This window comes from Streptomyces sp. CT34, assembly GCF_000805335.1.
GTDB lineage: Bacteria > Actinomycetota > Actinomycetes > Streptomycetales > Streptomycetaceae > Streptomyces.
Genome location: NZ_KN708638.1, coordinates 5633793 through 5646962, shown reverse-complemented (window position 1 = coordinate 5646962; position 13170 = coordinate 5633793). Strand labels below are relative to the sequence as shown.

Below are 13170 nucleotides of genomic sequence, written 5' to 3'. Positions count from 1 at the left end.
CCGCCCCCGGTCCGGGAGCACGGGTCAGGAAACGCCAAGCTCCTTGGCGTTGTTCTTCAGGTCCTCCAGGCCACCGCACATGAAGAACGCCTGCTCCGGGTAGTGGTCGAACTCGCCGTCGGCGATCGCGTTGAAGGCCGCGATCGACTCGTCCAGCGGCACGTCCGAGCCGTCGACACCGGTGAACTGCTTCGCCACGTGGGTGTTCTGCGACAGGAACCGCTCGATACGCCGGGCGCGGTAGACCGTGAGCCGGTCCTCCTCGCCGAGCTCGTCCATACCGAGGATGGAGATGATGTCCTGGAGGTCCTTGTACTTCTGCAGGATCGTCTTGACGCGCGAGGCGCAGTCGTAGTGGTCCTGCGAGATGTAGCGGGGGTCCAGGATCCGGGACGTCGAGTCCAGCGGGTCCACCGCCGGGTAGATGCCCTTCTCCGAGATCGGACGGGACAGAACGGTGGTCGCGTCCAGGTGGGCGAAGGTGGTCGCCGGCGCCGGGTCGGTCAGGTCGTCCGCGGGGACGTAGATCGCCTGCATCGAGGTGATCGAGTGACCGCGGGTCGAGGTGATGCGCTCCTGGAGGAGGCCCATCTCGTCGGCCAGGTTCGGCTGGTAGCCCACCGCGGAGGGCATCCGGCCGAGCAGGGTCGAGACCTCGGAACCGGCCTGCGTGAAGCGGAAGATGTTGTCGATGAAGAACAGCACGTCCTGCTTCTGGACGTCGCGGAAGTACTCGGCCATGGTCAGGCCGGCCAGCGCGACGCGCAGACGGGTGCCCGGCGGCTCGTCCATCTGACCGAAGACCAGCGCGGTCTTGTCGATGACGCCGGAGTCGGTCATCTCCTCGATGAGGTCGTTGCCCTCACGGGTGCGCTCGCCGACACCGGCGAACACCGACACACCGTCGTGGTTGTTGGCCACGCGGTAGATCATTTCCTGGATCAGAACGGTCTTGCCGACACCGGCACCACCGAACAGACCGATCTTGCCGCCCTTGACGTACGGGGTCAGCAGGTCGATGACCTTGATGCCGGTCTCGAACATCTCGGTCTTGGACTCGAGCTGGTCGAAGCCGGGGGCCTTGCGGTGGATCGCCCAGCGCTCGGTGACCTCGGAGGCCGCCTCCGGCTTGTTGAGGATCTCACCGAGGGTGTTGAAGACCTTGCCCTTGGTGACGTCCCCGACCGGAACGGTGATACCGGTGCCGGTGTTGGTCACCGGGGCCTGGCGGACCAGACCGTCGGTGGGCTGCATGGAGATCGCCCGGACCAGGCCCTCGCCCAGGTGCTGCGCGACCTCGAGGGTCAGCGTCTTGGACTTGCCCTTCTCGGCCGGGTCGTCGACCTGGACGGTCAGTGCGTTGTAGATGTCCGGCATCGCGTCGACGGGGAACTCCACGTCGACGACCGGGCCGATGACCCGCGCGACGCGGCCAGTGGCCACGCCAGCAGGAGCGGTCGGCTCAACAGTGGTGGTCATAGTTGTCAGTCACTCCCCGCGGTCGCGTCGGCCAGTGCGGCACTGCCACCGACGATCTCGCTGATTTCCTGGGTGATTTCGGCCTGTCGGGCCGCGTTGGCAAGCCGCGAGAGCGACTTGATGAGCTCTTCTGCGTTGTCGGTCGCCGACTTCATCGCGCGCCGGGTGGCGGCGTGCTTGGAGGCGGCGGCCTGCAGGAGTGCGTTGTAGATCCGCGACTCGACGTACCGCGGCAGCAGCGCGTCGAGGACGTCCTCGGCCGACGGCTCGAAGTCGAACAGCGGAAGGATCTCGCCCTTGGCCTGCCCGTCCGGCTCGGCCGCGGCCTTGTCCAGGGACAGCGGCAGCAGCCGGTCGCCGAGCGCGGTCTGCGTCATCATCGAGATGAACTCGGTGTAGACGATGTGGAGTTCGTCCACGCCGCCCTCGGCGGTGTCCTTCTGGACGGCCTCGATCAGCGGTGCGCCGATCTTCTTCGCGTCCGCGTACGTCGGGTTGTCGGTGAAGCCGGTCCACGACTCCACGAACGTGCGCTCGCGGAAGCTGTAGTACGCCACACCCTTGCGCCCGACGATGTAGGCGTCGACCTCCTTGCCCTGCGCCCGCAGCCGCTCGGTGAGCTGGTCCGCGGCCTTGATGACGTTGGAGGAGTAGCCGCCGGCCAGACCGCGGTCGCTCGTGATGAGCAGCAGCGCGGCCCGGGTCGGCTTCTCCGCCTCGGTCGTCAGCGGGTGCTGGGTGTTCGAACCCGTGGCAACCGCCGTCACCGCACGGGTCAGTTCACTCGAGTACGGCGTCGACGCCGCCACCTGGCGCTGCGCCTTGACGACGCGCGAGGCGGCGATCATCTCCATCGCCTTGGTGATCTTCTTGGTCGCGGTGACGGAGCGGATGCGACGCTTGTAGACCCGGAGCTTGGCTCCCATGGATCAGGTCCCTTCCGTCGTCACTTGCCGGTGGCGGGGGCGTCCTCGCCGAGCAGCTTGCCGTCCGAGGTCTCGAACTGCCGCTTGAAGCCGTCGACGGCCTCGGAGATCGCGCCGATGGTGTCGTCGGACATCTTCGCGCCCTCGCGGATGCTGGTCAGCAGGTCCTTCTTCTCCCGGTGCATGTAGTCCAGGAGCTCCCGCTCGAACCGGCGGATGTCCTCGACCGGCACGTCGTCCATCTTGCCGTTGGTGCCGGCCCAGATGGAGACGACCTGGTCCTCGGTCGCGAAGGGGGCGTACTGGCCCTGCTTGAGCAGCTCGGTCATGCGCTTGCCGCGCTCCAGCTGCGCCTTGGAGGCCGCGTCCAGGTCGGAACCGAAGGCGGCGAACGCCTCCAGCTCGCGGTACTGGGCGAGGTCCACGCGGAGCCGGCCGGAGACCTGGCGCATGGCCTTGTGCTGGGCGGAACCACCGACGCGGGAGACGGAGATACCGACGTTCAGCGCCGGACGCTGGTTGGCGTTGAACAGGTCCGACTCCAGGAAGCACTGGCCGTCGGTGATGGAGATGACGTTGGTCGGGATGAACGCCGACACGTCGTTGGCCTTGGTCTCGACGATCGGCAGACCGGTCATCGAGCCGGCGCCCATGTCGTCGGAGAGCTTGGCGCAGCGCTCCAGCAGACGCGAGTGCAGGTAGAAGACGTCGCCCGGGTACGCCTCGCGGCCCGGCGGGCGGCGCAGCAGCAGGGACACGGCGCGGTAGGCGTCGGCCTGCTTCGAGAGGTCGTCGAAGATGATCAGGACGTGCTTGCCCTGGTACATCCAGTGCTGGCCGATGGCCGAGCCGGTGTAGGGCGCCAGGTACTTGAAGCCCGCCGGGTCGGACGCCGGGGCGGCGACGATGGTGGTGTACTCCAGGGCGCCGGCCTCCTCCAGCGCGCCGCGCACGGACGCGATGGTGGAGCCCTTCTGGCCGATGGCGACGTAGATGCAGCGGACCTGCTTCTTCGGGTCGCCCGAGCGCCAGTTGTCGCGCTGGTTGATGATCGTGTCGACGGCCAGGGCGGTCTTGCCGGTCTGGCGGTCACCGATGATCAGCTGACGCTGGCCGCGGCCGATCGGCACCATCGAGTCGACGGCCTTGTAGCCGGTCTCCATGGGCTCGTGCACCGACTTGCGGACCATGACGCCCGGAGCCTGGAGCTCCAGGGCGCGGCGGCCCTCGGTCTCGATCTCGCCGAGGCCGTCGATCGGGTTGCCCAGCGGGTCGACGACGCGGCCGAGGTAGCCCTCGCCCACGGCGACCGAGAGCACCTCGCCGGTGCGCTGCACCGGCTGGCCCTGCTCGATGCCGCTGAACTCACCGAGGATGACCGCACCGATCTCGCGCTCTTCCAGGTTCAGCGCGAGACCGAGCGTGCCGTCCTCGAACTTCAGCAGTTCGTTCGCCATCGTCGAGGGCAGACCCTCGACCTTCGCGATGCCGTCGCCGGCCTCGCTGACCGTCCCGACCTCTTCGCGCGAGGCCGCGTCCGGCTTGTACGCCTGGACGAAGTTCTCCAGCGCGTCCCGGATCTCCTCCGGCCGGATCGTGAGCTCCGCCATCTGGGTTCCCTGCTCTCCTTGTTGGGCCCGAAGTTACTTGCGGGGTCCGGGGGGCTCGTCCCCCCAGGGGCTTTCCGCTTACGGCCCAACTCGGGCCGCCGTCATGCTTGTGCTGTTTCCCGGGGCGTCTTCCGGACCGCAGCCGGACCTCTCGGTCCGGCCGGCCGGTCCGGTGTGCGGCCGCCGGTTGTGCAGCTCTTGAGTTGGTGGCTGGGTCAGCCGGCCATCCGCCGGGCTGCCTCTTCGAGGCGCTCCGCGATGGTCCCGTTGATGACCTCGTCGCCGATCCGTACCCGGACGCCGCCGCGGACCTCGGGGTCCACGTCGAGGTTCAGGTGGATCTGCCGTCCGTACAGCTCGGCCAGGGCGGCGCCGAGACGCTGCCGCTGCCCTTCGCTGAGCGGCACCGCGGAGGTGACCACCGCGACCATCCGGTCCCGGCGGGCCGCCGCCAGCTTGGAGAGGGCATCGAGCCCTGCCTCCAGGCTACGGCCCCGCGGCTGTGCGACAAGACGGATCACCAGGCGCTCGGTGACCGGGTTGGCCCGGCCGCCCAGCAGCGTGCGCAGCAGCTCCGTCTTGGCAGCGGCTGTCGCGTTGCGGTCCGTCAGCGCGCGGCGCAGCTCACCGCTGGACGCGACGATGCGGCCGAACCGGAACAGCTCGTCCTCGACGTCGTCGAGCCGGCCGTCCCGCTGGGCCGCGACGAGGTCGGCGCTGTAGGCCAGCTCCTCGATCGCGTCCGGCAGGTCGCGCGAGCGCGACCAGCGGGAGCGGACCATGCCGGTCACCAGGTCGAGAGTCGCCTCGCCGACCTGGCCGCCGAGCAGCCGCTCGGCCAGCTGGGCGCGCGCCTCGCCGCCCTGCGCCGGGTCGGTCAGGACCCGACGCAGCGACACCTCGCGGTCGAGCAGAGCGGTGACGGCAGCCAGCTCCTCGGCGAGCGTCACCGCGTCGACGGAGGTGTGGTCCGTCAGCGCGTTGAACTGCTCGCGTGCGGAGGCGAGTGCCTCGCGGCTCGCTCCGTTCATCGGCCGGCCTCAGCCTTCGTCGCGTCGGACGCCGCCTTCGCTTCGAGCTCGTCGAGGAAGCGGTCGATGGTCCGGCTCTGGCGGGCGTGGTCCTCGAGGGACTCCCCGACGAGCTTGCCGGCCAGTTCGGTGGCGAGCTTGCCCACGTCCTGGCGCAGCGCCTGACCCGCCGCCTTGCGGTCCGCCTCGATCTGGGCGTGACCGGCGGCGATGATCTCCTCACGCTGCCGCTGGCCCTCGGCGCGCATCTCGGCGATGAGCGTCGCGCCCTGCTCCTGCGCCTCCTGGCGCAGACGCGCGGCCTCGTGGCGAGCATCGGCGAGCTGGGCCCGGTAGTCCGCGAGAACCTGCTGCGCCTCGGCCTGAGTCGCCTCGGCATCCTCGATCCGGCCTTCGATCTGCGCCCGGCGCTCGTCCAGAACCTTGTTGATGTTCGGGAGGAGCTTCTTGGCGAGGAAGCCGAAGACGATGAAGAAAGCGATCAGGCCGATGACCAGCTCCGGAATCGGCGGGACCAGGGGGTTCTCAGGAACCTCCACCGCCAAGTTCAGGGCGTTCACATCAGTGCCTTCCGTCTGAATGGATAGTCGAGGAGTTTCGTTTACTTGTAAACGAAGCCCATGACGATGCCGATCAGGGCGAGAGCCTCACAGAAGGCGAAACCCATGATCTGGTTGGTGCGGATCAGGCCGGCGGCCTCGGGCTGGCGGGCCAGGGCCTGGGTGCCGTTACCGAAGATGATGCCGACGCCGACGCCGGGGCCGATGGCGGCGAGACCGTAACCGATCGAGGCGACGTTGCCGACGACCGTGGTCTTCGCGTTGTCACCGGCGGCGGCGAGGTGGTTGACCATCTCGAGAGCAGCGGACATGCCGTTACTTCCTTCTCGTTTCACGTACCGGTGGGGGTTGGCCACCGGACAGCTGTTGGGGTGGGAGGCGGGGTGCTCAGTGGTGCTCGGCGAGCGCGCCCTGGACGTAGTTGCAGGCCAGAAGGACGAAGATGTACGCCTGGACGGCCTGGATGAACAGCTCGAAGGCCGTCATCAGGAGGGTCATGAGGAACGAGGCCCCGGCGTAGGCGAAGCCGATGCCGTTCATCAGGTACCAGCTCGCGACGGTGAACATCACGATCAGCAGGTGGCCCGCAAACATGTTCGCGAAGAGTCGTACCGCGTGGGTGAACGGCCGGATGATCAGGTTCGAGAGAAGCTCGATGGCCATCAGCAGCGGCAGGACCCAGCCGAGCGACTTGTCATAGCCGGTGAAGTTCTTGAAGGCGCCGACGAAGCCGTGCTTCTTGAAGGTGAGGGAGACCCACAGGATGTAGACGATCGCGGCGAGGCCCGCGGGGAAAGCGATGATCGACGTCACCGGGAACTGGGCGACCGGAATGATCGACCAGAGGTTCATGATCCACACGAAGAAGAACAGCGAGACCATGAAGGGGACGTACTTGTCGCCCTCCTTCTTCCCCAGCGCGTCGTAAACGAGCCCGCGGCGCACGAAGTCATAGCCCGCCTCGCCGATCATCTGGAGCTTTCCGGGAACCACCTTCGCCCGGCCGAATGCAGCCCAGAAGAACCACACCACAACGACCGTGCTGAGCACGGCCAGCAGCATCGGCTTGTTGAACTCGAAGCCGCCGATGGTGAAGAGCGGCTCGAAGACGAAGTTATGAAGCCCGGGAGCATCAAAGCCGCACCCGGAAAAGATGTGGCAGTCGGTCTCGAAGGCGAGCATCGTTTCAGCACTCACCGCGAGCTCCTTCAGCGTGGCGCATGGGTACGGCAACCTCGTTGTGTCGGCGCGGCGTTGAGCCACGGAGCGGCACTGGACTGGTCTTACGGATTAGGGGGCGGCTGGTCGGCGCGAGGCCGGACCGGATCACAGGCATCGGCCGCGAGAACTGCCCGTTCCATCGCGTGGAATCTGGGAGCTCAGCCGCCTGCGCCATCTGCGCCGCAGTTGGCACCGGACGATAGCAGGCCCGCATGAGGCCATTTATCTCGGCCCTACGTGTCACGTCGGCGACCCCGCCGTCTCCGCCTTCTTGGCGTCCGCGGAGTCGGGGTCCACGTACAGAATCTTCGCCTTCATATGCCCGCGGGTCTGCGCCGCGATCCATACGAGGGTGGCCGCGAGCAAGGTGAACGCAAATGCCTTGGTGTCGAAGAGCGTTGTGCCCTTGAAGGCGATGAGGAACACCGCCACGAACAGAATCTGCACCGTGTACAGCAGCAGGCCCATCATCTGGAACAACTGCGGAAGCTTCTTGGCGGTCTGCTGCAGGACAACGAGTCCGGCGCCCATCACCAGCACCACCAGCACGGTGCCGACGACGGCGCCGATCGCTCCCGTCCCGCCCGCGACCGCACCGCTCACGGCAGCGGCGATCGCGCCGGTGGCGAGGGTGGGCACAACGGCGTGAAGGAGTAGTCGGGCGTCATTCGACTGCATGGCGGCGCTCCGGCAAAGGGTGGGGTGTTCGTCAGGGACGAGCGTAGACCCGGCCTGAGGAAGAACCTGAGGCCAAAGGGCCGTCGCACTACGGTCCTTCGGCTCTGTCGCCGGGTTTCGTGAACGGTATCACAAACTATTTGATGAGGTCTTTACCTGGTTCGTGTGGACCCTGTCACACCTGAGCGTGAACCTGCGCGTTGGTGCACTGACAGGCAGCGGATTGTCTGGTATCGGGTCAACTGTCCCGATTCCCAGCGCACGTTCGGGGGACGTCGCACCACTCAGTGATGACTCCCCGCCTTGCGGCGATCCACGAAGCGTGACCGGTCGCCGATCGCGGTGGCGCCGTGGATGCCCGGCGGAATCGCCGGCCGCCGCTCCTGCGAGGGCGCCTCCGCGGACTCCGTACCGGCCGCCGCGACGGCCGCCACCGGCCCGCTCGCGACCCGGCGGTAACGCGGCGGAACCATCCGCTCCGCCCAGCGCGGGGCGCGCGGCGTGAAGCGCGGCAGCAGGAGCAGCACCAGGCCGACCGCGCTGAGCAGCACGATGCCCAGGACGATCCACATGCTGGCGTCGTTCGCCGAGTAGGCCACCGCGCCGAACGCGATCAGCGCCGACCAGAAGTACATGATCAGCACCGCGCGGCTGTGCGAATGACCGATCTCCAGCAGCCGGTGGTGCAGATGCCCGCGGTCCGCGGCGAACGGCGACTGGCCCTTCCACGTGCGCCGCACAATGGCCAGAAACAGGTCGGCGATCGGCACCGCGATGATCGTCAGCGGGAGCAGCAGCGGGATGTAGACCGGCACCATCGCGTGGGTCGCCTCGCGCAGACCGCCCGCCTTCTGGTTGAGCAGGTCCGGATCGACCTGGCCGGTCAGCGAGACCGCGCCGGCGGCCATCACCAGGCCGATCAGCATCGATCCGGAGTCGCCCATGAAGATCCGCGCCGGGTGCATGTTGTGCGGCAGGAAGCCCAGGCACATGCCCATCAGGACGACCGAGAACAGGGTGGCCGGGGCGGCGGCCTCGATGCCGTAGCCGAACCACAGCCGGTAGGTGTACATGAAGAACGCGGCGGCGGCGATGCACACCATGCCGGACGCCAGGCCGTCCAGGCCGTCGACGAAGTTCACCGCGTTGATGGTGATCACGACCAGCGCGACGGTCAGCAGGGTGCCCTGCATGGGCGTCAGCGCGACCGTACCGATGCCGGGGACCGGGAGGTACAGGATCGTCAGGCCCTGAAGGACCATCACGCCCGCGGCGATCATCTGGCCGCCGAGCTTGACCAGCGCGTCCACGCCCCACTTGTCGTCGAGCACGCCGAGGATCCAGATCAGCGCGGCGCCCGACAGCAGCGCCCGCGGCTCGTTGGTCTCGAAGACGCTCTTGAGGTTGGTCAGATGCCCGGCGACCAGCAGTCCCGCGCACAGTCCGCCGAACATCGCGATACCGCCGAGCCGCGGCGTCGGCTCGCGGTGCACGTCACGCGCGCGGATCTCCGGCATCGCACCGGCCGCGATCGCGAACTTCCGTACCGGCCCGGTCAGCAGGTAGGTCACCGCGGCCGTGACGCACAGCGTCAGCAGGTATTCACGCACGGGCTGCCCCATAGAGATAGCTGGCCATCACAGCCCCACACCTTATGCGTGTCAGCCCCCTGGCCGTGAATACAGGAACAGACGCACCCGGTCCGTGAACGGTTCCCGGATCAGTCCTGATCCGGATATGGCGGGAAGCGGTGCACCAGCGCGGCGGTGTCGGCGCGGGCCTCCCGGTCCTCCCGCAGCGCCGCCCCGATCAGCTCGGCGATCCGGTGCATCTCGGCCTCGCCCATCCCCTGGGTCGTCACCGCGGCGGTGCCCAGCCGGATGCCGGTCGGGCGCGCCCCGCGCTTCCCGGGCGCGCCGGCGCACGGCAGCGCGCAGGTGTCCAGCACGATCCCGGCGGCGGCCAGCCGGCCCCGGGCGGTGCGCGCGTCCACCCCGAGCGGGGCGGAGTCCGCGGTGATCAGGTGGGTGTCGGTGCCGCCGGTGGTGATCACCAGGCCCTGGGCGGCCAGCGCGGCGGCGAGGGTGCGGGCGTTGGCGGTCACCTGATGGGCGTACGCGGCGAACGCGGGCGTCGCGGCCTCGGCGAAGGCGACGGCCTTGGCGGCGACCGCGTTCATCTGCGCGCCCCCCTGGGTGAACGGGAACACCGCGCGGTCGATCCGCTCGGCCAGCCGCGCCCCGCACAGGATCATCCCGCCGCGCGGCCCGCGCAGCACCTTGTGGGTGGTGGCGCACACCACATCGGCGTACGGGACCGGGCTGGGCGCCGCGCCGCCCGCGATGAGCCCTATCGGGTGCGCCACATCGGCGATCAGATACGCGCCGGTCTCGTCGGCGATGTCGCGGAACGCGGCGTAGTCGATGTGCCGGGGATAGCAAATCGAGCCGCAGACAATGGCTTTGGGACGGCTTTCGCGGGCCAGCGCGCGGATCGCGCCGTAATCCAGCAGCCCGGTCTCCTCGTCGACGCCGTAACCGGTGAAGTCGAACCACCGGCCGGAGAAGTTGGCCGGGGATCCGTGGGTGAGGTGTCCGCCGTGCGGCAGGGACATCGCCAGGACGGCGTCCCCGGGGCGCAGCAGGGCGGCGTAGGCGGCCAGTACGGCCGAAGACCCGGAGTGGGCCTGGACGTTGGCGTGTTCGGCGCCGAACAGGGCCTTGGCGCGCTCCACCGCGATCCGCTCGGCGAGGTCGACGATCTCGCAGCCGCCGTGGTGCCGGGCGCCCGGATAGCCCTCGGCGTATTTGTTGCCCAACGGCGAGCCCAGGGCGGCGAGTACGGCGGGCGAGGTGAAGTTCTCCGCGGCGATCAGCTGGAGTCCGTCGCGCTGCCGGGCGCTCTCCCCCAGCAGCACCCCGGCGATCTCCGGGTCCTGCCGCAGCAGCGCCGCGAAGTCCGGTGAGCCGGGCGGCCGGGTGACCGCGTCGCGGGCCGCGGCCCGCGCCCGGTCCTCGATGGTCTCGGCCGGTCCCGGGGCCGCGGGTGCGGGGGCCCGGACGGGGTCGGCCGGCGACTGGCTGCGGGGTGACGCGGTGGTGGCGGGCATCGCTGGCTCCGGGCCTCGTACGGGGACCAGGGCACGCCGCGCGTGCCCCGGGCCGGTCCGGCCCCGATCCGCCGGGCAGGCCCTAATCCCAATGTAGGCGCGGCTCAGCGATCGGGCGCGGTGTACGGGCCATCGGGGGCCAGGTCCCGGCCGCGGGACCGCCAGGGGGCGTCCAGGCCCTTCCGGGGCGCGGTCACGGCCCGCCGGGCGGCCACTATGCGGGTGCCGGGACCCCGGTGAGGGCGGTGACGACCGGGTCGAGGGCCTGGTTGATCTCGTCGCCGATGGAGCGGAAGAAGGTGATGGGGGCGCCGTAGGGGTCGTAGACCTCGTCGGACTCCGGGTTGGGCGCCAGCAGCCAGCCGCGCAGCGCGGCGGCGGCGCCCACCAGTGCGCGGGCGCGCTCGACCAGCCCCCCGCCGGGGAGCTCCGGGTCGGGTGCCGGGAGCGTGGCGGGGTCTATGGCCCGTACCAGCCGGTTGAACTCCTTGAGCGTGAAGGTGCGCAGCCCGGCGGAGTGGCCCATGGAGATGACCTGGGCGCGGTGGTCGCGGGTGGCGGTCAGCACCAGGTCGGCCCGGATGACGTGCTCGTCGAGCAGCTCGCGGCCGATGAAGCCGGCCGGATCCGCGCCGTAGTCGGCGAGCACGGTCGCGGCGTGCGCCTCCATGGGCGCGCCCTCATGGCCCCAGGTGCCCGCGCTCTCCACGAGCAGCCCGCAGGCCCCGCCGTCGCCGAGCCGCTCCTCCAGGGCATGCCGGTGCAGCCGCTCGGTGATCGGCGAGCGGCAGACGTTGCCGGTGCTGACGTGGAGGATCCGGAACGTGGCGGAGGCGGGCGAAGGCGGCGAGGGGGACGTAAGGGCTGCGGAGGGGAAGGTGTCGTCGCCGGGTCCCGCTATGCCACGCCCCAGGGGCGGCATCAATTCGCCACCTCGAGCTCGGGTACCACCTTGCGCAGCTCCTCCGCGCTGATCGCGCCGGTGCGCAGCAGCACCGGGACCGGGCCGGTCACGTCCACGATCGAGGACGGCACGGCGGCGGGCGTCGGGCCGCCGTCGAGGTAGACGGAGACCGAGTCGCCCAGCATCTCCTGGGCGGCGTCGCAGTCCTGCGGGGAGGGGTGGCCGGTGAGGTTGGCGCTGGAGACCGCCATCGGGCCGAACTCGTTGAGCAGCTCGATCGCGACGGGGTGCAGCGGCATCCGCACCGCGACCGTGCCGCGGGTCTCGCCCAGGTCCCAGGTCAGCGACGGCTGGTGCTTGGCGACGAGGGTCAGCGCACCCGGCCAGAAGGCGTCGACCAGCTCCCACGCCTGCTCGGAGAACTCGGTGACGAGCCCGTGCAGGGTGTTGGGGGACCCGACCAGGACCGGGGTGGGCATCCCCCGGCCGCGGCCCTTGGCCTCCAGCAGATCACCGACGGCCTCGGAGCTGAAGGCGTCCGCGCCGACGCCGTAGACGGTGTCGGTCGGCAGCACGACCAGCTCACCGCGGCGGACGGCCGAGGCGGCCTCACGCAGACCGGTCGCGCGGTCGGTCGCGTCGCTGCAGTCGTATCGCCGTGCCATTACGGGACCTCCTCGTGCGGAACGAATACTTCGGATGCATCGCGTGCACCGGGCGCGGGAACGGGGCGCGTCATGGCGTCGCCCGGCGCGCGGTGGCGAATCGGGGCCTGTTGTTGAGGTCGGGGTGGTCGGCCGCGTCGGCCCAGCCCCGCTCCTCGGTGAAGATCCACGGCACCTGCCCGCCCTGGGTGTCGGCGTGCTCGATGACGACCACGCCGCCCGGCCGCAGCAGGCGGTGGGCGGTCCGCTCGATGCCGCGGATGGTGTCGAGGCCGTCCTCGCCCGAGAACAGCGCCAGCTCCGGGTCGTGGTCGCGGGCCTCGGGGGCGACGTACTCCCACTCGGTCAGCGGGATGTACGGCGGGTTGGAGACGACCAGGTCGACCTGCCCGTCCAGTTCGGGAAGCGCGGTCAGCGCGTCGCCGTGATGCAGAACGACGCGGGACCCCTCGACGTTCTTGCGGGCGTACCGCAGTGCCTCCTCGGACAGCTCCACGGCGTGCACCCGCGACCGCGGCACCTCCTGCGCGAGGGCCAGGGCGATGGCGCCCGAGCCGGTGCACAGATCGACGATCAGCGGCTCGACGACGTCCATGGCGCGGACCGCGTCTATGGCCCAGCCGACCACCGACTCGGTCTCCGGGCGGGGGATGAACACCCCCGGCCCGACGGTGAGTTCGAGGTAGCGGAAGAAGGCCCGGCCGGTGATGTGCTGGAGCGGTTCACGCGCCTCGCGGCGGGCGATCGCCTCCCAGTAGCGGGCGTCGAAGTCCGCGTCGCGGACCGTGTGCAGCTGGCTGCGCTTGACGCCGTGCACATGCGCGGCCAGTTCCTCGGCGTCGAAGCGCGGTGAGGGCACACCGGCGTCGGCCAGCCGCCGGGTGGCCTGGGCCACCTCCGCGAGCAGCACCGATCGTGGGCTCGGGGGTCGCCCCCCGGAATCGTGCGGCACTGGTCCTCCAGCCGGAATGTACGGGTCTTGCGGTC

Annotated in this window: 13 protein-coding genes; all 13 read right to left on the bottom strand. The window is 69.8% G+C overall.

Annotated elements, in window-relative coordinates:
• Nucleotides 1-24: 24 nt before the first annotated feature.
• On the bottom strand, nucleotides 25-1479 hold the full coding sequence (gene atpD, locus RZ84_RS24775) for a F0F1 ATP synthase subunit beta (protein WP_043266138.1): 1455 nt from the start codon (nucleotides 1477-1479) through the stop codon (nucleotides 25-27).
• A gap of 5 nt (nucleotides 1480-1484) precedes the next feature.
• Entirely contained in the window at nucleotides 1485-2405 is a 921-nt protein-coding gene (locus RZ84_RS24770; RefSeq protein ID WP_043266137.1) for a F0F1 ATP synthase subunit gamma, read from the bottom strand.
• A 20-nt stretch (nucleotides 2406-2425) separates the two neighbouring features.
• Complete coding sequence (gene atpA, locus RZ84_RS24765) at nucleotides 2426-4015, bottom strand: F0F1 ATP synthase subunit alpha (protein ID WP_043266136.1); 1590 nt, start codon at nucleotides 4013-4015, stop codon at nucleotides 2426-2428.
• A 215-nt stretch (nucleotides 4016-4230) separates the two neighbouring features.
• Nucleotides 4231-5046 carry a F0F1 ATP synthase subunit delta gene (locus RZ84_RS24760; protein WP_043266135.1) on the bottom strand — a complete coding sequence of 272 codons (816 nt, stop codon included), beginning with the start codon at nucleotides 5044-5046 and terminating at the stop codon, nucleotides 4231-4233.
• A complete protein-coding gene (locus RZ84_RS24755; protein WP_043266134.1) occupies nucleotides 5043-5606 on the bottom strand; it encodes a F0F1 ATP synthase subunit B in 564 nt (187 codons plus the stop codon). The genes RZ84_RS24760 and RZ84_RS24755 overlap by 4 nt, the downstream gene beginning before the upstream one ends.
• A gap of 41 nt (nucleotides 5607-5647) precedes the next feature.
• Nucleotides 5648-5917 carry an ATP synthase F0 subunit C gene (gene atpE / locus RZ84_RS24750; RefSeq protein ID WP_189295580.1) on the bottom strand — a complete coding sequence of 90 codons (270 nt, stop codon included), beginning with the start codon at nucleotides 5915-5917 and terminating at the stop codon, nucleotides 5648-5650.
• A 76-nt stretch (nucleotides 5918-5993) separates the two neighbouring features.
• Nucleotides 5994-6788: a F0F1 ATP synthase subunit A gene (atpB, locus tag RZ84_RS24745; protein ID WP_043266133.1), complete on the bottom strand. Its 795-nt coding sequence runs from the start codon at nucleotides 6786-6788 to the stop codon at nucleotides 5994-5996.
• Between the two features lie 279 nt (nucleotides 6789-7067).
• On the bottom strand, nucleotides 7068-7505 hold the full coding sequence (locus tag RZ84_RS24740; RefSeq protein ID WP_043266132.1) for a hypothetical protein: 438 nt from the start codon (nucleotides 7503-7505) through the stop codon (nucleotides 7068-7070).
• 284 nt (nucleotides 7506-7789) lie between these two features.
• Complete coding sequence (locus RZ84_RS24735) at nucleotides 7790-9127, bottom strand: MraY family glycosyltransferase (RefSeq protein ID WP_198540049.1); 1338 nt, start codon at nucleotides 9125-9127, stop codon at nucleotides 7790-7792.
• A gap of 98 nt (nucleotides 9128-9225) precedes the next feature.
• Nucleotides 9226-10614, bottom strand: a complete 1389-nt coding sequence (locus RZ84_RS24730) for a serine hydroxymethyltransferase (RefSeq protein WP_043266131.1) — start codon at nucleotides 10612-10614, stop codon at nucleotides 9226-9228.
• A gap of 214 nt (nucleotides 10615-10828) precedes the next feature.
• A complete protein-coding gene (locus RZ84_RS24725; protein WP_043266130.1) occupies nucleotides 10829-11536 on the bottom strand; it encodes an arsenate reductase/protein-tyrosine-phosphatase family protein in 708 nt (235 codons plus the stop codon).
• A complete protein-coding gene (locus RZ84_RS24720; protein WP_043266129.1) occupies nucleotides 11536-12183 on the bottom strand; it encodes an L-threonylcarbamoyladenylate synthase in 648 nt (215 codons plus the stop codon). The genes RZ84_RS24725 and RZ84_RS24720 overlap by 1 nt, the downstream gene beginning before the upstream one ends.
• A gap of 70 nt (nucleotides 12184-12253) precedes the next feature.
• Nucleotides 12254-13135, bottom strand: coding sequence for a peptide chain release factor N(5)-glutamine methyltransferase (gene prmC, locus RZ84_RS24715; RefSeq protein ID WP_052230149.1), 882 nt, complete (start codon nucleotides 13133-13135; stop codon nucleotides 12254-12256).
• Nucleotides 13136-13170: the final 35 nt, after the last annotated feature.